The sequence below is a fragment of the Glaciecola sp. 2405UD65-10 genome (assembly GCF_048820975.1).
GTDB lineage: Bacteria > Pseudomonadota > Gammaproteobacteria > Enterobacterales > Alteromonadaceae > Glaciecola.
Window position 1 is genome coordinate 1,115,907 of the sequence record NZ_JBMEUF010000001.1, and the last position, 19,356, is coordinate 1,135,262.

A 19,356-nucleotide genomic window follows, 5' to 3' on the forward strand; every position below is an offset into this window, starting at 1 on the left:
GCGCAAGTGTACCCAAATTCGGAAGTTTTTAATAGTTATCAACACATAAAAATATGTCCAAATGCGTTAATTTTTAAGCGCTAAGCTTGTTCTGTAAGCTTGCGCACCCAATGCTTTTAGTTTTTTGATTGTAGCTGGGTCAATGACTTCGCCATTATCATCTATTAACTCGCTTATTCCACCAATTGCTTGTTGAGTGGGAAGGACGTGCATACCTAAATTGCCCAATAGCATTCTTAGTGGAACTAAGCCTCGAATTCCTCCCAATGCACCAGGCGAACTAGCCATCAAGGTTGCAGTTTTTCCGGCAAACGCTTGTAAGGGTTTTTCACCCTCCTCTTTACGCGAAGCCCAGTCAATCGCGTTTTTCAAGGCCGCACTAAATGAGCTATTGTACTCGGGAGAGGCTATTATATATCCGTCACTTTCAATCATAAGTTGCTTTAACTTTTTCGCCCCTTCTGGAATACCGGTTTCAGCTTCGTCGTCTTCATTGAATAGCGGAGCTATATAATCACTTAAACGAATGAGTGTGACTTCTGCGCCTTGCTCTTGTGCGCCCTCAGCAGCCACCTTCACAATACTGTGATTGAACGATTTATCTCTTAAACTGCCACTAAATGCTAATAGTTTAAGCATGCTTACTCCTAGTAAATTTTAATTGAATTAACTTGTACGAAAATTCAACTATTCAGCTCACTGACCGATAACAATGAATACAATTATTATTGGGTAAAAGCATGGCATTTTTCGGTAAATCAAAAACTAATGAGTTTGATATTTTGTCACAAGCAGTAGATGCAGTAGTGACTATTGATGAGAATAACAGAGTAATATTTTACAATCCTGCTGCCGAAAAATTATGGGGCTACACGCAAAGTGAAGTGATTAAACAAAACGTAAAAATGCTTGTGCCTAAAATGCACCAAGCTGATCACGACACTTACGTTAATACTAATAGGCAAACCGGTGAAGATAAAATTGTAGGTGTGTCTCGTGATGTACTGATTGAAACTAAGTCGGGTAAATCCATTTGGTGCAACTTGTCAATCTCAAAAGTTAAAACAAAAGCCGGTATTCACTACACTGCTTTTGTAAAAGATATTTCAAAACAACGAGAAGATCTTGAGCGCATAGATAAGACCCTAGAGCAATGCTTAGACGGGGTCGTAACCATTGATAACAATAACAACATTATTTTCTTCAATGCAGCTGCCGAGAAACTATGGAAATGCAAAAAATCCCAAGTTATGTATCAAAACGTGAAAATTTTAGTGCCCGTTGATATACAAGGCATTCACGACAAGCTAGTCAATAGTAATCGCAATGGCGGCGAAGATAAAATAGTGGGAATTTCTCGAGATGTGTGTTTCCAAGATTTCACAGGGCAAGATGTGTGGGCCAATTTATCGCTGTCTAAAATTAAGCTTGACGATAAAGTACTATACACCGCATTTGTAAAAGATATTACCGAGCAAAAAGTACAGCAAGAGAAAATAGCAGTCTTATCACTATTAGCCAACGAAACAGAAAACTCAGTGGTAATATGTGACAAGCTTGGGCAAATTGAATACGTCAACCCAGGTTTTGAGACCTTAACTGAGTACTCTTTTGAGGAAGTAGTAGGAAAAAAACCGGGCAGTTTCTTGCAGGGTAAACGTACAGATCCGCAAGCCGTGGCTCGTATTTCACAAGCAATAAAAAACAAACAGTCATTCTTTGAAGAAATTTTAAATTACACTAAATCGGGCAAAAGCTATTGGATTAGCTTAAGTGTGAGCCCGGTGTTAAATGATGATGGGCAAGTTGAAAAGTATGTGTCGGTACAAGCTAACATTGATATTACTAAAAAACGCGCCTTAGAAAACGACGTTAAATTAGACGCTATTAATAGAGCAAATATTGTGGCTGAATGGTCAGCGCAAGGTGAACTGTTGCTAGCGAACCAATTATGTTTGCAATCATTCGAATCAGAAAACTTAAATGACTTGAAATCAAAAATTGGCCCACTTAGCAGTAAACTAAGTGACGAACAGCAAAATACTATTGATAAGGGTGAATCAGTACAAAGTGAAATTTCTTTTGCCCTACCAAGTGGTAAATCTATTTTAATTGCAGCTGTGCTCAGCCCAGTTGAAAATGAAAATGGTAAAGTTGCCAAAATATTAATGTACGGCTCAGATGTGTCTAAGCGAAATGCAGTATTAAATGAAACTCATGAAGCTATGTCTCAAGTACTTGACCGTATAAGCGGCATTATACAAACTATAAACAGTATATCTTCACAAACCAACCTCTTAGCATTAAATGCAGCGATTGAATCAGCAAGAGCAGGTGAGGCAGGCCGTGGGTTTGCCGTGGTTGCCGATGAAGTGAGAAATTTGGCGGGCAGTACTACTGAATCTGCCACCGAAATCACAAGCTTAATAGAAGAAACTAAGCAACATGTTGATAAACTAGCAAGCTACATAAACGGTAAATAAATCTCATTTATGTAGCTTAAATTAACTCAGCTTCAACAAAGCTTACATTTTTAAGAGTGTGGGAATGCCTAACAAGTCTAAACCAATTTTAAGGGTTTTGGCACTAAGAGCACACAGCTGCAAACGGCTGGCCTTTTGCTCTGGCGCAACATCGCTTTTCAATATTGGGCAAGCTTCGTAAAAGCGTGAGTACAAAGACGCTAGCTCATACATATAGCTGCAAAGTACATGTGGTGTAGCGTCTTTAGCTACAATTTCAAGCGCATCTTGGAACTGAAGCAAATGCAAAGCCAAACTTTTTTCAATATCGTGCTCAATTGCCACACTCCCCTTTACGCTGTCAGTGCTCACACCTGCATTGTTAAACAAGCTTTGGGTGCGAGTATAAGCATATTGAAGATAAGGCGCGGTGTTGCCTTCAAAACTTAGCATGCTATCCCAATCAAATACGTAGTCAGTGGTTCTGTTTTTACTCAAATCAGAATACTTAACCGCACCAATGCCTATCTTTTCTTTCATTTCCTTAACTTGCTCGCCAGACATATCAGGGTTGCGGCTAAGTACTAATTGTTCAGCCCGTTCCACAGCTTCATCAAGCAAGTCGATTAACTTAACAGTATCACCGCTTCTGGTCTTAAATGGTTTGTTGTCTTTACCCAACATCATTCCAAAAGGACAATGTTGGTATGCTTCATTTTCTTTAAAAAAGCCGGCTTTTCGAGCCACAATTTCAGTTTGTTTAAAATGAAGCGCTTGGCGAGCATCAGTAAAAATAAGTGTTCTATTTGCGTCTAATTGTTGCGAACGGTAGCGAATAGCAGCCAAATCCGTAGTAGCATATAGGTATCCACCACCTGATTTTTGCACAATGTAAACAGCTGGTTTGCCGTTTTTATCAGCAAGTTCTTCAATAAAGACCACTTTTGCCCCAGCATCTTCAACTACAATGCCTTTTTCACTTAACTCTTTAACAACCACGGATAAATCATTGTTGTATGCGCTTTCACCCATAACATCGTTGCGCGTTAAGCTCACGCCCAACTTCTGGTAAAGCTCTTCTGAATGAGAAATAGAGATATCAATAAAGTTCTGCCACAAAGCTAAACAGTTTTCATCACCACTTTGCAACTTAACTACGTACTCTCTTGCTTTGTTAGCAAAGTTTTCGTCTTGGTCAAAACGTACTTTAGCTTCACGATAAAAATCTTCTAAATCACTTAAGGCCGTCTCGGCAACTTCATTTTGCGCTAATTTATCTTGCAAATGCGCAAGCAACATACCAAATTGAGTTCCCCAATCTCCCATGTGATTCTGACGAACAACGTTGTGCCCTAAAAATTCAAGGCATTTAGCAACGGCGTCACCTATAATTGTAGAGCGCAAATGACCCACATGCATTTCTTTCGCCAAATTAGGCGACGAATAATCAACCACCACCTTCTGCTCGGCTTGCGCGTTAATACCAACACGTTCGTCAGCCACGGCAACTTGAACCTGCTGTGATAACCACGCATTTGATAAGTGGATATTAATAAAGCCTGGACCTGCGACTTCAAGCTTCTCAGCTATGCCGTCTAAGTTGACGGCATCAACTACTTTCTGGGCAATTTCTCTTGGGTTTTGTTTTAATTTTTTCGCTAAGGCCATGGCACCGTTAAACTGGTACTCTCCAAAGCCTGGTTTATTACTTTTAGCTACCGGCACTGGAGAACCTGCGCAATCAATGGCTTGTAATGCGTCTTCAAAACGCGAAACTAATAGTTGTTGTATATGCATGTTGTTAAAATAAACCTATAATTTTGTCAAAGATGAAACTATTGTTCACGAGTGGCGGCAAATTTGATGTCAGGGTAGCGCTCTTGCGCTAATGACAAATTCACCATGGTAGGCGCAATATACGTTAAATTATCACCGCCATCATAAGCCAAGTACGCTTCTGTTTTACGCCTAAATTCATCCACTTTTCTGTCATCGCCATACACCCAGCGCGCGGTGTTTACATTTACATGTTCATACATTGCGTCAACGTTGTATTCAGCTTTCAGGCGTGCCACAACTACATCAAACTGCAGAACACCTACCGCACCTACTATTAGGTCATTGTTTTGAAGAGGCCTGAAAACTTGCACAGCGCCCTCTTCTGCAAGCTGAATCAAGCCTTTTAACAATTGCTTTTGCTTAAGTGGATCGCGTAAACGAATGCGCTTAAATAATTCGGGTGCAAAATTAGGAATACCGGTGAAAGTGTATTTGCCACCGCTAGTAAAGGTATCGCCAATGCGAATAGAGCCATGATTATGCAAACCAATAATATCGCCGGCGTAGGCTTCTTCTAGCAATGCTCTATCACCCGCAAGAAAGGTAAGCGCATCAGATATTCTTACATCTTTGCCTGTGCGGGTATGATGCATTTTCATGCCTTTTTGATATTTACCTGACACTATTCGGCAAAAGGCAATGCGGTCGCGGTGACGCGGATCCATATTTGCTTGGATTTTGAAAACAAAACCACTGAACGATGGCTCATCTGCTGAAACGAAAGTATCAAGATCCGTGTTTCGTCCTATTGGCGCAGGTGCCCATTCAATAAGGCCATCAAGTACGTGATCTACGCCAAAGTTTCCTAAAGCCGTACCAAAAAATACCGGCGTTAGCTCGCCTTTTAAAAACGCTTCAAGCTCAAATTCATGAGATGCACCTTGAACTAACTCTAGCATATCTCGCAATTCTTCAGCGTATACGCCAATGGCTTCGTCTAATTCGGGATTATTAAGGCCTTTAATAACGCGTTTTTCTTGAATAGTGTGGCCTTGGCCTGTTTTGTACAGAACCGTTTCGTCACGAAGAAGGTGATACACCCCTTTAAATTCTTTTCCCATGCCAATGGGCCAAGTGATAGGTGCGCACTTTATTTTTAGAACATCTTCTACTTCATCAAGCAATTCAATAGGGTCACGGGTGTCGCGGTCAAGTTTGTTCATGAAAGTTACAATAGGCGTGTCACGTAAACGTGTTACTTCCATTAATTTGATGGTTCTATCTTCTACACCTTTTGCGGCATCAATCACCATCAAACATGAATCGACCGCGGTAAGTGTGCGGTATGTATCTTCTGAGAAGTCTTCGTGGCCTGGAGTATCAAGCAAATTAACTAAATGATCAGAATAGGGAAATTGCATAACCGAGGTACTTACTGAAATCCCCCTTTCTTTCTCCATTTCCATCCAATCAGATTTAGCATGTTGCCCTGACTTTTTACCTTTAATGGTACCGGCAACCTGCAGCGCTTGACCAAACAAAAGCACTTTTTCTGTAATCGTGGTTTTACCCGCATCAGGATGCGAAATGATAGCGAAGGTTCTTCGCATATTGATTTCATTCACTAAATTACTACCACTCATACTTGTTTGTTCCTACCCTTTACGAATTGTTTAACGCGATATTACTTATTTTTTTCTATCATATGAAAAAAGCGCGATATTCTATCAAAAAACAGCCTTGCTAGATATCTTAGTGCGTCAATTTTATTGCTGTATATTTGCGCTCATCATTCATTTAACGAATACTATTTTTGCATTATTAATGCATGACTGAATGTGCCGTCTTTGTGCGCGTAATAATCTTTGCGCGTTCCAACAATACTAAATCCACATTTTTTATATAAAGCTATAGCTGACTCATTATTTTCATCTACTTCCAGTAATATATAATCTATATCATGTTGGCCTGAAAGCTTTGAGAAATGCTCTATAAGTGCTTGAGCCACGCCTTTATTTCTTGCGTCATTATGTACACATATATCTTCTAGCTCAGCTTCGCCAGCTACTAAGGTAAAAATAGCATAGCCAAGTAAGGTATTGTTACTTAGGGCATATAAACTGAAACTATTATTCACACTTTTTAAAAATAAGTCATACGACCAAGGTGATTCACGATGACTGCAAAAAAGTTGATAAGCTAATTCATGGTAATTAGGGCTGTGCTGGGAAAATGATATCAGCATATGAATTTAACCTAGTAGTTCAAGCCTTATAAAGAAACAAAAGGACTAATTGATTGCCATAGCGCTTTTTTAAACGCGAGTTCGCTACTAAAACTTGATTTAGGTAAGTGTAAAATATTGAGTTCAGCATCGTATTTAGGCGTTTGTGCATCAAATACGCACTTATCAAGACTAATTCCTAGTATAAGACAAACGTCTTCTAACCATGGGAGTTCATCAACTGCAATTTGCTCTACATCTTGATATACGTCAATTCCAAGGGTTTGTAATTGAGCATAAAATTGTGCTTCTTGTTGTGAGTTTGCTGGCATAAGTTATCCATACCTTGAACGCTGTAACATTTACTTTAACAAGAAAAGTGGCAGGGGTGGAGGGACTCGAACCCCCAACCATCGGTTTTGGAGACCGCTGTTCTACCAATTCGAACTACACCCCTAAAATGGACGTGCATTATAACCACACCTAAAAATAAATAAAGTACTTTATGCGGGCTTTTTATCAATCCCAACAGAAATGTACCATAGCTTGCTGGTAAAGCGTACGAACTTGAACACCTTTTGTACATTTTCCCATACTTGCGTGGAACATTGATTCGATAACTTTGCATATTCGTCACAAAGTAGCCTAGTGCCCCGTTCATCTAATTGATTAATAGATGCACAATTTGCTATATCAAAATACCTACATCCGCACGCCGCATATTCCCAGTCAATAATCGTATCGCTGTTTATGCAAAGATGGTCAATATTTAAATCGTTGTGACACAATACATATTCGCTCTTATTTACAGCTTCGTACTCAATATAGGCAGCTTTCATAAGTGCTAATTCTGAATGCAGCGCGTCGTTAATATTCAGGATGTGTGTCATATAGCTATCCCAATGATCACACAAAGGTAGAATAGGTGCAGAAATAAACGTGCTATGCACATTATAAAGCGAATCAGCTAAACGTTTGAATGCATCTGGCACATCAATAATTTGCTGGCCGTTGCGTAAATCACTTAGCCATTGCTCAAAGTATAGTTCGCTATCATCACTTAGCAACAAGGGCTGAGGCGCTAAACCCAACACGGCAAGCTCTTGTTGCAATGTAAAAACCTCAGTTCTATTAATGGGTAGAATATTTGGCTGACTAAAAACCTTCATTAATACCGAGTGCTGACCGTCACTCACTTTAAAGTTTTTGTTAATGGTGCCAGCAAAAATATGTTCTATATTGAAATTAGCACTGCTAACATCCACAAGCTCAAACTCTTGCAGTAATTGCATCACCCGTTTTAGTTCTGTAGAGCTAAGATTATCCGACTGCATGTTTTAACTCATTTTCACTATAAGTAGCAAGCCATTGATTAAGGCCTTTTAAGGCAATCAGTATGTACACGAACATCAACAATATAGATAAATACAATTCAGTTTCTATTAATAAATAAATGCTTGCGGTATTAATCACTGTCCAGTAAATCCAGTTTTCGAGTTTCTTTTTAACAGTTAAATATGTAGTGGTCAGCGAAAACACCGTGATGATAATATCAATAAGCAGCAAATCGTATAATAGCCAGTAACTTGCACAAAGATATATAAACCCACTAGCGGCTATACCACCAACAATAATGGCCATGTGTAAATTAAATGACATACGTGAAATTTCTAGGCTATCTAGGCCCTTCCTACGCCAAGTTATAAAGCCCCATAATGCCATGCCTACATAATAAACATTCAGTAAGGTTTGAAAAACCAAACTTACGTCCCAGTAAATAAATGCATATAAAATGGTGCCAAGAAATCCAAATGGCCAACACCAGCTTGATTCCTCGGCAGCTAACCATACGTAGGTAACAGCGGCAAGTACGGCAAACACTTCTATAATACTTTGCTGTTGCCATTGTTCACTTATAATGGTCCAAATTTCCATTAAGGCTTAAGGCCCATGTGTGATGAGTTTAAGAATTTACAAACAAATACTGCTTGTTTCGTTTCTTCGTAAGTTCTTTTCATTTCGCGTTGCAAAACCTGCATAACATGGTCGTAATCACCGCTTATAAGCGTGCTAGTATGAGTGGTTGATACAAATAACTTAACATCGCTGTTTAATCGGTCAATAAAGGCCTGAATATACGAAACATACTGTTCATTTAATGGATAAAGTGAAATTTCTACACCTAATTGCATTGATTACTCCCAAGTATAACTAAAGCTTAAGCCAACTTGTCTTTCTTGGCCAAATTGATAATACGGTTCAACAAAAGCGTATTCATCTCGTGGATCGTTACTAAATCCGCCAAAACCACGTGTATATATATCTCTATCAAACACGTTTTTGACCCACAACTGAACGCTATAGCTGCTCGCTGAATATGTCAGCTCAGTATTAACAACCACAGTAAATGGTGAACGCTCGTCATGGCCATTTGAGAAACGATGATCGTCTTTAATGTTAGCATCTATAAACCACGTAAACTGTTCATTAATGTCAAATGAAGATGATACATAAGCAGTATACTTAGGCGCTTGTGCCTGTTCACGCTTATCAATAAAGGTCCCATCTAGCTGTGTATAGTCACTAATAGTGGCGTCAAGATAACCGGCATTAAATTGCATAAGCCACGCATCGCTTAAATTCCAAGTTGTTGCTAGCTCAATCCCCTGGTTCACGCCCTTGCCTGAATTGCCAATAGCATCTGTAAATGAAGTAATTACTTGACCGTTTTCATCACTTTCTAAAAACGTTACAAAATCATCTACTTGGGCGTCATCTCGTTTCATATAGAAAAACGTTAAGTTAATGTTCGCCATGTTATCAAATGCGCTTCCCTTAATACCGGCTTCGTAATTCATATTGTATTCAGGGTCGAAAGACTTGTTCTCTTCACTAAGTCGTGGGTCAATATTAAATCCACCTGCCTTGTAGCCTCTTGAAATACTGGCAAACACAAAGTTTCCACCTAAGTCATAATCTACACTTAATACGCCAGCGAACAAATTGTCATCTATGCGGGCAACGAAGGCGTCACTGTCATTAAAGTCGGCTTCGAAATTTTCAGCTCTAGCAGCAAAAGTGACATTCATTTTAGCAGATGCTGGATACACGTATTGACCATAAATCGCCATGGTTGATGGTGTGTAGGAACTAAAATAGTCAGCATCGGCATAAGTATAAAAACGAGCTAGGTCTTCTTCTTGATTCGTAATGGACGCACCTAATAAATAATTTGCCTCACTACTTGAGTTTGATGACGCAAACTTAAGATCTAAGCCTTGTCGTAGAATTTCACGGTCGTATTGATCAAACGAAGTATAACCGAAAGGGTGAAACCCCGTGTAAGTCCAATCTTCATCATAAGCGTAGCCTGTGTCTACATCTACTGAATATATGCTTGCCTGAAAACTATGGGATGCAAAATCATGTGACAATTTTATACTGGCAGCGGTGGCATCTGCATTGTCGAAGCCCGGTGCATCTGACTGCGTGACATTGTCATTATCAAGCGAAAAGGCATCATAGCCATTAGCGATATCAAAATGGTAAAAATTAATATCTAGTTGTGTGTCTTTAGCAACACTCACATTAAAAAGTGCACTCGCACTCGTTTCATCAATGCCGTTAGTGTCATCTCTTCCTAAAAATTCATTTTTTACAAAGCCGTCTGCTTGCGTGTTTTGTATCGCTACGCGAGCATTTACAGAGTCATTTAGCGAATTTGAATATACGCCTGATAAACGGTATTCACCGTATTGCGCAATACCAGCAGAAACCTTCGCGTAAAGTGTATCAGTAGGTTTGTTGCTAACAATTTTAACAATACCACCTAAGCTGTTCATGCCTGTAGCCACTGATTGCGGCCCACTTAGCACTTCTACTTGCTGCGCATCAAATATTGTGGCTAACGAACCAATGCCCGAAATATCAATATCATCAAGTAGCAAGCCTACTGAAGGATTTATGGGTTCGGCAAATTGTGAGCGCTCACCTATTCCTCTAATTTGAATATACTTTCCACGAGATGCCCCGGCACTGAAATTTAAATTAGGTGTGGTAGCAATTAAATCTTGTAAATGACGTGCTTTACGAGAATTAATTGTGCTTTGGTCAATAACAAGCGCACTTGTTGGCAACTCTGAAAGCTTACGTTGCGAAATGTCTGCAGTAACTTGAATAACTTCAACTTCGCCAATGTCGTCATTAGACTGTGCATAGGCAGAAGATGCAACCGTTAAGGCTAAGGCGCTAAAAAGTATTGTTTTTTTGTAAGGTATGTTTTGTGTCATTTAGGATCTCTTCAAACTCAGAAAAGATCCGGTGCATCGCGGCAGGTAAAAGGCAGATTTGGCCATTCCTACGCCGGTACTAACCGGATCAGGTAACTAAGGGTTCTGTGTAGTCTCAGCGAAATAAATCGCACCCCTTGGCTCGTTGCATTGCTTAATATGCAGTGCGCCGCAATAGTATCACCTTAAAGTACTTTGGCAAGATGTTGATTCTATTTATTTTATTCTTTGCGTAAATTAAGAGAAATCAGTTCATCTTGCGTTTGCTTAGCTAACATCTCCATACTTTTCCCATGAGGAACCGGCATACGTGTATCGGGGTCTACTACTACAAATACGATGTCATCGGCTAGGCAAATCGTTTTTTTGGTAGCCTTATTACGCACTAAGCAAGTAACCGTAATAGAAGTTCTGCCCACCTTTTTAGTAGCCAATCCAAATTCAACAATATCACCTTGTATAGCGGGTGCTTCAAATGAAATTTCACCGATATGCTTAGTGACTAAAAAGTTGGTATCGAGCTGACAAATAGCAAAAATAGCGGCTTCTTCGTCAATCCATTCTAATGCTCGCCCACCGAATAAAGCGTTCGCGTAATTTAAGTCATTGGGCATAACTAATCTACGAGATAAAAAATGCATAATTTGAATATATCCTTGTATGATATGGCAATTGGAAAATAGGGCTTAGGTAATAAGCTTAGTACATTAGGTATCGGAACATGGCAGGTAAAATATAAAAAATGTCTATTTGTGAATTCACACTATGGTTAAAAAAATATCGCCAAAGCCCACATCACAGAACATTAGTTAACCTATCCTTACCTGACAAAGAGGCGGCACTATACCTGAATTGCGTGGCAGAGCAATATTCAAACATTGTACTTTTCTCTACGACCTATTCTACTGAACTACTCAAGCAAGTGCCAATAGAAGCATGCCCGCAACATCAAATAAAACAACACTTGGGTACGCAGCTTGATGCCATTGTGTTTGACGCTCGCCAAGGCATTGATTTAACTGCGCTCTATAGTGCTACCGGGCTAGTTAGACATGCTGGAATAATTATTGTTTTATGTCCATTAAATATGCCTAACAAGCCTGAAGAATATAAACCTATCCCTTTTAGCTATGGGGATGAACATACCCAAGCAAATTTTCTACGCAAATATTACCAATCATTACTTGTTGCAGATTTGCCATTGATTGAACAAGAACGTTGTTATTTACCGGCACCTGTAGAAATTACTAAACGCATAGTTAAAAGTGACAACACTGATATTCTTTTGTCTGATGAGCAGGAAAAGATCAGAAGAGAAATTATTGAACATGTTGGCAGTGAATGTAAGCACGTTATTTTAGGTAGCCGCGGCAGAGGTAAATCAACACTTTTAGGTAACATTGCATTTAATATTCAACATCATTTAGGCTATGAAGTAATTGTTAGTGCACCAAATAAACGCCAAATTGATGCAATGCAGAATCACTATAACGCGCTTATTGAAAATGCCAATCTGCCTAATCAAACTTTACATTTTATTCCGCCCGATCAATGCTGCGACTTAGCAAGTAAGCAATACGTATTAATAGTTGATGAAATGGCGTCTATAGCACCGGCTTTATTACGCGCTATGCTGGTTAATTATAAAACCGTTATTCTAGCTGGCACAACCGCGGGTTATGAAGGCAGTGGGCAAGGCTTCATCCAGCGTTTACTTCCGCAAGTTAACAGTATTTATGATACAAAAATTCATCGACTGCATCGGCCTTTTAGGTGGTTGGAAAATGATCCCATTGAGACATATTTTGATCAATTACTTTGCGCCGCTCCAAAGGCCACACCTGACATCACTTCCCAAAATGCTGGCAATAACGCTGTTAAATTTGAAGCGCATAAAACACAGTTTACTTGGATTGATAAACAACAATTAGTCAACAATGAGCATTTGTATTGTGCCGTGTTCGGTCTATTACAATCAGCGCATTACCAAACAACGCCAAACGATATTGTGCGTATACTTGATTCATCTGACCATATTGTAGGGCTTACAAGCGCTTTTATTGATAATCAATTAATAGTAATAGGTGCTGTCGTTGCGATTATAGAAGGCGGTGAAGTTTTACAAGCATTATCAACAGAAATTAGCCTAGGTAATCGGCGTGTACAGGGGCAGTTAACACCGCAGAGTTTAGCCTTATTGTTACAAGATGAAGCGTACGCCACTATGCGTTACTTAAGAATCACTAGAATTGCTGTATTACACACCTATCGAAATTGCCAAGTAGGGACTCAAATGCTACGTGAATGCTTAGCGTATGCTAAAAACAAACATATTGATTGGGTATCGAGCTCATTTGGTTTAAATGAAGAACTGCTAAATTTTTGGAGAAAATCAGAATTTACCCTTTCCAAGATTGGTAATCGCACCGATACTGCAAGTGGCACAAATAGTGTGATTGTAGTGAAGCAAGTTACCAAAACCTCGGCACATTATTTGAAGCTTATTCAGGCGAAATTACATATAGATACGCAGTTCTACGCATTTTTATACTCAAGTACAAAGCAGACGAAGCAAGAAGAAAATTATTTAAGGCTGTTATCAAGCCCCCTAGTAAAAAAGGAATTAACTAATCTAGTCAATATTTTAAACAGCGAAGAGTACATTTCCATTATTCAAAAAATTATGCAAAACCTTTTACAGGGTAGAGTCCGTTTTGAACAAGCTAGTTCAGCTGTTTTAGCTTTTGCGTTAAAAGACAAAGAAAATAACAATCTAGCTACCATCCCGCAGAAGCTTGTTCAATATAACAAAAAGGGACAACACAAATCAGATAAGCTACAAGTAGAAAAAGAAATACTTCACTTGTTAAATTAAAATCTTCATAGGCAATAAAAAAGCCCGCTATAGTAGCGGGCTTTTTATTTAAGAAATTAACTTAAATCTTAATTCCACGATTGTCAGCTTTACCTTTGATGTAAGGTAACCATGCATTCGCTGAACGGCGTAAAGAAGGATCTTTCATAGCTTCACGTGCATGCACGTTAGCTTGACGGAAATCACCGTCATAGAAATACGCTTGCATTAATGCATAATGCACACTTCCCTGCTCTTCGCTTCTATTTTCTAAAGAATTCTTAAGTGCTCTAATTGCACCTTTATAATCTTCAGCATCAAGAAGCATTACACCTTGTTTTTCGTAATACTCTTCAGAAGGTTCTTTCTGAGCGGCTTGACCGTAATACTTGGCGGCTTCTTTAAATTCACGCGCTTGACGATAAACACCAGCTAAGCCAGCTAAATCATCAGCGTCTGTATCTAACAAACCTTCTTCCATGTACTTTCTAGTCAACTCAGCTGACTTCCAAGGAATATCTTGAGCAGCATATAGTTGTGCCATTGATCTGAATTCAGACTTTTTAGACAAGAAACCTTGTCTGTAAGCTAGTTCAAATGTAGCCAATGCTGAGGAATAATCTTCAACCAACATGTAGAAGAAACCAAGACGTGACCAGTATTCTTTTTCTTCAGGGAATAATTCAACTAAAATTTCCCCTGTTGAAACTGCGCCTTTATAGTTTTTCGTTTCATGATAAGCATTGATTTTTAAGTTATATGGATTTTTGCTAGGTTCTTCATACAAGCTTATTGCTTTGTCTGCAGCATCTAGCACTTTATCGTATTCTTTAGTTTCAGTGTAAACCTTGGCAATTTTAGTCCAGGTGTCACCGTCTTCTTTACACGTAAATTCCATCCACTTTTTATACCAAACTACCGCTTTTTCATATTTTTCTTCTTGTAGTGACAAGTCACCCACAAGTTTCAATATATCAGCTTGGTCTTTATCGTTTAGTTCGTTGCGCGAAGCAGCCGATTCTAGCAATGAAAGCGCTTCGTCTTGTTTACCTTCTTCAGCAACTAATAATTGGCCAAGAAAACGTTCAACAGTTGATTTGTCAAACGGTTCTTTTGCATCAATATCACGTAGCATAGTCATAGCTTGAGCTACGCGTGATTTTTCTTCCAACTCTTCGTTTAAGTAAACTTCGTAAGCGGCTTGTAGCTTTTTACCGGCACGCTCACCTAATAATTTAGTCTTTGGTTTTTCATAACCAGGACAAACTATTGGAGATGATTGCTGTGAAAACGCTAGACTTGAATAAGAAGTCATTGCCAACATGCTAGTCGCTACTAATATTTTATTAATTTTAGTCATTCTATTCATGGGTAATAATTATCCGTTATCCAAAGTGAAATCTAGTCTAACCTTAAGGCCAGGTTGTCTGATAGCTACGCCATCTTCAACTTTAGGCTTGTATTTCCACTTACGTAAAGCTCGTTTTGCTTCACGGTCAAAAATACGCTTAGGGTCAGCATCAATTACTTCTACATCTTCAACGCCACCAACTTCGTTAATAGTAAATGAAAGTTGAACCCAACCTTCTTTACCATCACGAGCTGCTTCAGGTGGATACTTAGGGTCAATACGGAAGATAGGTGTAGCTTCACCATCTTGCATTGCTCCAATTCCACCAATGTTTACACCAACCGCACCTGTATCAACAGATGGGATGTTTAAACTAAAGCCAGTCATGTCAGGTTCCGAAGTGTCTGGTTCAACAACTTCAACCTTTGGTGGCTCTTGTGGCGGCGGCGGTGGCGGTGGCGGAGTACGCACTCGCGTGTTCGTCGCTTCGTCAGGCTCTTGCATTATAATGTTGATAACAGGCGGTGGTGGTGGCTGTTCGCCAGGCTCACCGGTATTTTCAACTAATTTAGCCATTATATAAAATAAACCAAATGCTACTGCAGCGCCTAATATGATAGATCCAATCAATCTCAACATAGTTATTCCCTCACTGCTATAGCTACGGCATCTACACCCGCTGCTTTCACTTGGTCCATTACTTGAATAACCACACCGTGTTTTGCTTTTTCATCAGCTTGGATGAAAACCGCATCGGTAGGTTGTTCTAGTAGCAATTTCTCAAGGTTTGCGCGTACAGACTCAACTGATATTTCGCGGCGGTCAATCCACACATCACCATCTTCAGTTACCGCAATAAATATATTTGCGTTTTTAAATTTGGTAGCGGTTTGACCTTCTGGTTTAAATACATCAACACCAGCTTGCTTAACAAATACAGTTGTTACAATGAAGAAAATCAGCATGATAAACACGATGTCTAGCATCGGCGTCATGTCAATTGCTGCATCTTCTTCTTCTTCTCTAACTTTACGTCCCATAACAACCTCGCTTAATGATGTGGAAGACTATCTACTAACTTTTCTTTCAGGACTTTTGCTTTCGCTTCAAGGCGAGAACTAAAGAACAATCCAGATAAAGCTGCAACCATTCCTGCCATAGTAGGGATTGTTGCCATAGAGATACCACCAGCCATCAATCTAGGGTTACCAGTACCTTGGGTTGCCATGGTTTCAAATACACCAATCATTCCCGTTACTGTACCTAATAATCCTATTAGAGGGCACATTGCGACTAAAGTTCTGATAATTAACAGTCTAGCTGTTAATCCATCATTAGCTTCCGAAATCCATGCGTCACGAATTCTATGCGCATACCAAGAGGTAGTGTCGGTTCTAGCATCCCAATCAGAAATAATTTTATTTCTGATTTTTGGAAATACCGACGTTAAATACCAATAACGCTCAATCATTAAAGCCCACATTAGAAAGAGCGCGGCAGCAACGAAATAAAGAACGTCACCACCGGTTGCGATGAATTCCCTGACAGATTCCCATAATCCGACTAGGGTCAACATATTATACTTTCTCCGTCTCAGCGTGTGATGCAATAACGCCCGCTGTTTGCTCATCTAAGATGTGCACGATAGATTTGCTACGACCAGCAACAATGCTGTGCATTAGGATAAGAGGTAATGCTGCAATAATACCCTGTGCCGTTGTAACGAGAGCCATTGAAATTGAACCAGCCATGATTCTTGGGTCGCCTGTACCGAACAAAGTAATTTGTTGGAAGGTAGCGATCATACCAAGTACCGTACCTAGTAGACCTAGTAACGGAGCAATAGCGGCAAAAATCTTGATGATGTTAATACCAGACTCAATGCTTGGTAGTTCTTTAAGAATAGCTTCATCAAGCTTAAGCTCAAGGCTTTCTGTATCAGCTTTTTTATTTGCATGATAAACAGTTAAGATACGACCCAATGGGTTAGAGCTTGACGGGTTGTCAATGCTGTTAAGCTGTGAACGCATTTTTCCGCCAACCATAGTAAGTTGGATGATTTTAAATACACCAATCAATAAACCAATGATCAACATACCAGTGATGATATAACCAACAATACCACCCGCGTGATAGCGGTCAGACAATGTTGCTTTTTGCTTGAACAAGTTCAAGATAGCACCACGTGATGGATCTACATAAGCAGCAACGAAACCGTCAGTTGCATCACGTAGGTCTTGTACAGAAGCAACCTGATAACCTTCTGGTTGACGACCTAGCGGCTGAATAGTTTTACTTGCGTCATCATATACTAAGTAACCTTCTTCACCGATTAAGTTGAACGTACCAATACGTAAAACTTCTTCAGTGCGAGTACCACCAGTAAGGTCAACAACCTCAGCAGTAAACTTAGCGATTTGGCCTGATTCAGTCATTTCAGTTTGCATAGAAATCCAAAGCTCTTCTAGTTCACGAATATTCGGTAAACCTTTAGAGTCTTGAGACATTTCAGCTAGGAACTGTTCACGACCTGGAAATTGAGCACTTACAATTGAAGTTGAGATAGTACCGTAAGCATCTGCAGACGCTTGACGTACAACACCAAACATTTCACCTAAAGTACCTGAAGCTTGGTCAAGTTCAACTTCTTTATCTACTATAGTTTGTTCGTTAGTAGAAAAAGATGCCTGTAGGCGCTCACCACGTTGCTCTTCAGCACGAAGTTGGCCTTGCGCTTTACGTAATAAAGCTTGTTTATCAGCGCGCTCACTTTGAAATTCAGCTTCGCGTTGCTTGTTAACTCGTGCTTCAGAAACACGGTCTTTTTTAACTTGTTGTAGTAGTTCTTGCAAACTTGCTGGTGCTTGTGCGTTGGCAAAACTTGCCATCAAAGCAACAGAAGCAGTTGCGAAAATTGCTTTTATTGTTGTTTTCATTAACGATTACTCCGCAGCTTTGATTGGTAATTCAACTAAGTCTTCAGGTACTAGGCCCTGAGCCATACGAACAGCTTGTACTACTGAGCCTAGGTATTCATCACCTAAGGCTTCCCAAGTTCTGCTGTCATTATCCCAAACCCAAGCAGCTGATTGGTCAAGGCTTAACGCGATTAACGCAGTTCTACCTAAATTGAAAAAGTCTACTGCTACTTGTGTACCAGAAGCATCGATAGACCCTTTGTATGATTGAATCATACGGCCGTAATCGTTTTCAATTGAGTAAGCATCTAGTACTTGTCTAAACTGCTCAGAAACGGTAACGCTTGAATTACTCATAAGAGCGTTCAAACGGTCAACGCGGTCAAGGCGCTCTTCTAGATTAATTGGCACGTCAAGCTTGATGAAATTTTCTAAGCTGGCGATCATCTTCTTCATAAGAGGAACGATGTTTTGCTTAGTTTCTTCGATTGAATCGATTTGACGTTGTAAAGAATCGATAACTTTTTGTTGGTCTGCAACCAAACCAGCAAGATAATCATTATAAATCTTAAGGTTTTCAGTTTGATCGATTACGTTTCTGTACTCAACAAGCAGTTCTTGTGATTGCTCGTGTAGACTATTAATTTTTTCTTGTGATTTCGCGGCATCTACTTGAATTTTACGCGATTCTTTCTGCACGTCTTCCAGCGGACCAGCAAAAACTGTGCTTGTAGAAGCAAGTGCTAAAGCACCTACAACGCAAGCAGCTATTTGAGTTCTCTTGCTCATTTTGGACATATTCCCAACCGTTAAATTCTGTTAATTAGACCTATCAATGGACTATTAAGGGTTTATAGTTATAAAAAACGTGCCCCATAACTAAGGGACACACCCCTGAATAGTCACAGGATGTAATTAAAATGTCAAGAAACTACTCACTATGAATGACTAAAATTTACTTTAAAAATATTGCAGATACTTATTGACATCAATACTGTTCAGTAATATGGAAAACACGTGTAGTAAGTGAGTTAAATCAAGGCTTCGCACTATAAATGTGCATGAAATACAAAGTAATTGAGGTGTAAATTATAAGCGCTAGGCGTTGCTATTGTATACCTATAGTAAACAAGCACTTCGTTAATACTCAACCTTGCTACTTTTTTGTCGATAACAAATTACTATTGCTTACTATTGGGGCGCACTGCATGAAATTAGACACAGATATTCATAACTACTACGAACAACTCGTTCTTGAAAAAATTGAAAGCTTAGAGATAGAAAAAAAACACGATGCAGACTATATCGCTGATCTAACGTGTTTAGTTCTCAACCAATTAAGGCCAAGATACATACGTTTTGAAGTCGATATGGCTTTTTATTTGCCAGCGTCGGAAAGGCAACAAATGGAAATGAATGTAATAAATGCTATTGATTTGTCACTCAATTACTTAAATGACCATTATAGGAAATAAAATT

Annotated in this window: 19 protein-coding genes, 1 tRNA gene and 1 riboswitch; of the genes, 3 read left to right on the forward strand and 17 right to left on the reverse strand. The window is 39.4% G+C overall.

Annotated features, from left to right (window positions below; genetic code table 11):
* Positions 1–66 precede the first annotated feature (66 nt).
* Positions 67–639, reverse strand: coding sequence for an NADPH-dependent FMN reductase (locus tag ACOI22_RS05115; protein WP_420670867.1), 573 nt, complete (start codon positions 637–639; stop codon positions 67–69).
* A 101-nt stretch (positions 640–740) separates the two neighbouring features.
* On the opposite strand from ACOI22_RS05115, the gene ACOI22_RS05120 reads away from it, so the two are divergent.
* On the forward strand, positions 741–2,483 hold the full coding sequence (locus ACOI22_RS05120; protein ID WP_420670870.1) for a PAS domain S-box protein: 1,743 nt from the start codon (positions 741–743) through the stop codon (positions 2,481–2,483).
* A 42-nt stretch (positions 2,484–2,525) separates the two neighbouring features.
* On the opposite strand, the gene argS is transcribed toward ACOI22_RS05120, so the two are convergent.
* From argS to ACOI22_RS05170, 10 genes are all read right to left on the reverse strand, one after another.
* Entirely contained in the window at positions 2,526–4,259 is a 1,734-nt protein-coding gene (gene argS, locus ACOI22_RS05125; protein ID WP_420670872.1) for an arginine--tRNA ligase, read from the reverse strand.
* A gap of 38 nt (positions 4,260–4,297) precedes the next feature.
* Positions 4,298–5,884, reverse strand: a complete 1,587-nt coding sequence (gene prfC / locus ACOI22_RS05130; protein WP_420670874.1) for a peptide chain release factor 3 — start codon at positions 5,882–5,884, stop codon at positions 4,298–4,300.
* A 164-nt stretch (positions 5,885–6,048) separates the two neighbouring features.
* Positions 6,049–6,486: a ribosomal protein S18-alanine N-acetyltransferase gene (rimI, locus tag ACOI22_RS05135; RefSeq protein WP_420670876.1), complete on the reverse strand. Its 438-nt coding sequence runs from the start codon at positions 6,484–6,486 to the stop codon at positions 6,049–6,051.
* 26 nt (positions 6,487–6,512) lie between these two features.
* Positions 6,513–6,797: a hypothetical protein gene (locus tag ACOI22_RS05140; RefSeq protein ID WP_420670878.1), complete on the reverse strand. Its 285-nt coding sequence runs from the start codon at positions 6,795–6,797 to the stop codon at positions 6,513–6,515.
* A gap of 48 nt (positions 6,798–6,845) precedes the next feature.
* Positions 6,846–6,922: transfer RNA gene (locus ACOI22_RS05145), tRNA-Trp, on the reverse strand.
* Between the two features lie 46 nt (positions 6,923–6,968).
* A complete protein-coding gene (locus tag ACOI22_RS05150) occupies positions 6,969–7,799 on the reverse strand; it encodes a phosphotransferase (RefSeq protein ID WP_420670880.1) in 831 nt (276 codons plus the stop codon).
* On the reverse strand, positions 7,786–8,400 hold the full coding sequence (gene pnuC / locus ACOI22_RS05155) for a nicotinamide riboside transporter PnuC (protein ID WP_420670882.1): 615 nt from the start codon (positions 8,398–8,400) through the stop codon (positions 7,786–7,788). Before pnuC ends, ACOI22_RS05150 begins: the two co-directional genes overlap by 14 nt.
* Entirely contained in the window at positions 8,400–8,657 is a 258-nt protein-coding gene (locus ACOI22_RS05160; protein WP_420670884.1) for a YkoF family thiamine/hydroxymethylpyrimidine-binding protein, read from the reverse strand. The genes pnuC and ACOI22_RS05160 overlap by 1 nt, the downstream gene beginning before the upstream one ends.
* 3 nt (positions 8,658–8,660) lie before the next feature.
* Positions 8,661–10,754: a TonB-dependent receptor gene (locus ACOI22_RS05165; protein ID WP_420670886.1), complete on the reverse strand. Its 2,094-nt coding sequence runs from the start codon at positions 10,752–10,754 to the stop codon at positions 8,661–8,663.
* Positions 10,755–10,802: 48 nt separating this feature from the next.
* Positions 10,803–10,902, reverse strand: a riboswitch (TPP riboswitch).
* Positions 10,903–10,975: 73 nt separating this feature from the next.
* Entirely contained in the window at positions 10,976–11,395 is a 420-nt protein-coding gene (locus ACOI22_RS05170; RefSeq protein ID WP_420670888.1) for an acyl-CoA thioesterase, read from the reverse strand.
* A gap of 101 nt (positions 11,396–11,496) precedes the next feature.
* Between ACOI22_RS05170 and ACOI22_RS05175 the strand changes: the two genes are divergently transcribed.
* Positions 11,497–13,629, forward strand: coding sequence for a GNAT family N-acetyltransferase (locus ACOI22_RS05175; protein WP_420670890.1), 2,133 nt, complete (start codon positions 11,497–11,499; stop codon positions 13,627–13,629).
* Between the two features lie 61 nt (positions 13,630–13,690).
* On the opposite strand, the gene ACOI22_RS05180 is transcribed toward ACOI22_RS05175, so the two are convergent.
* Genes ACOI22_RS05180 through ACOI22_RS05205 form a run of 6 tightly spaced genes read right to left on the reverse strand, consistent with a single transcriptional unit; the run spans position 13,691 to position 18,666 of the window.
* On the reverse strand, positions 13,691–14,977 hold the full coding sequence (locus ACOI22_RS05180; protein ID WP_420670892.1) for a tetratricopeptide repeat protein: 1,287 nt from the start codon (positions 14,975–14,977) through the stop codon (positions 13,691–13,693).
* Positions 14,978–14,986: 9 nt separating this feature from the next.
* On the reverse strand, positions 14,987–15,598 hold the full coding sequence (locus tag ACOI22_RS05185) for an energy transducer TonB (RefSeq protein WP_420670894.1): 612 nt from the start codon (positions 15,596–15,598) through the stop codon (positions 14,987–14,989).
* Positions 15,599–15,600: 2 nt separating this feature from the next.
* Positions 15,601–15,999: an ExbD/TolR family protein gene (locus ACOI22_RS05190; RefSeq protein WP_420670896.1), complete on the reverse strand. Its 399-nt coding sequence runs from the start codon at positions 15,997–15,999 to the stop codon at positions 15,601–15,603.
* An 11-nt stretch (positions 16,000–16,010) separates the two neighbouring features.
* Complete coding sequence (locus ACOI22_RS05195; protein ID WP_420670898.1) at positions 16,011–16,535, reverse strand: MotA/TolQ/ExbB proton channel family protein; 525 nt, start codon at positions 16,533–16,535, stop codon at positions 16,011–16,013.
* Position 16,536: 1 nt separating this feature from the next.
* Positions 16,537–17,895 carry a MotA/TolQ/ExbB proton channel family protein gene (locus ACOI22_RS05200; RefSeq protein WP_420670900.1) on the reverse strand — a complete coding sequence of 453 codons (1,359 nt, stop codon included), beginning with the start codon at positions 17,893–17,895 and terminating at the stop codon, positions 16,537–16,539.
* 6 nt (positions 17,896–17,901) lie between these two features.
* Positions 17,902–18,666 (reverse strand): DUF3450 domain-containing protein, encoded by a 765-nt coding sequence (locus ACOI22_RS05205; RefSeq protein WP_420670903.1) that lies wholly within the window; start codon positions 18,664–18,666, stop codon positions 17,902–17,904.
* Between the two features lie 419 nt (positions 18,667–19,085).
* Here ACOI22_RS05205 and ACOI22_RS05210 point away from each other — a divergent pair, with 419 nt between their 5' ends.
* Positions 19,086–19,352 carry a late competence development ComFB family protein gene (locus tag ACOI22_RS05210; protein ID WP_420670905.1) on the forward strand — a complete coding sequence of 89 codons (267 nt, stop codon included), beginning with the start codon at positions 19,086–19,088 and terminating at the stop codon, positions 19,350–19,352.
* Positions 19,353–19,356: the final 4 nt, after the last annotated feature.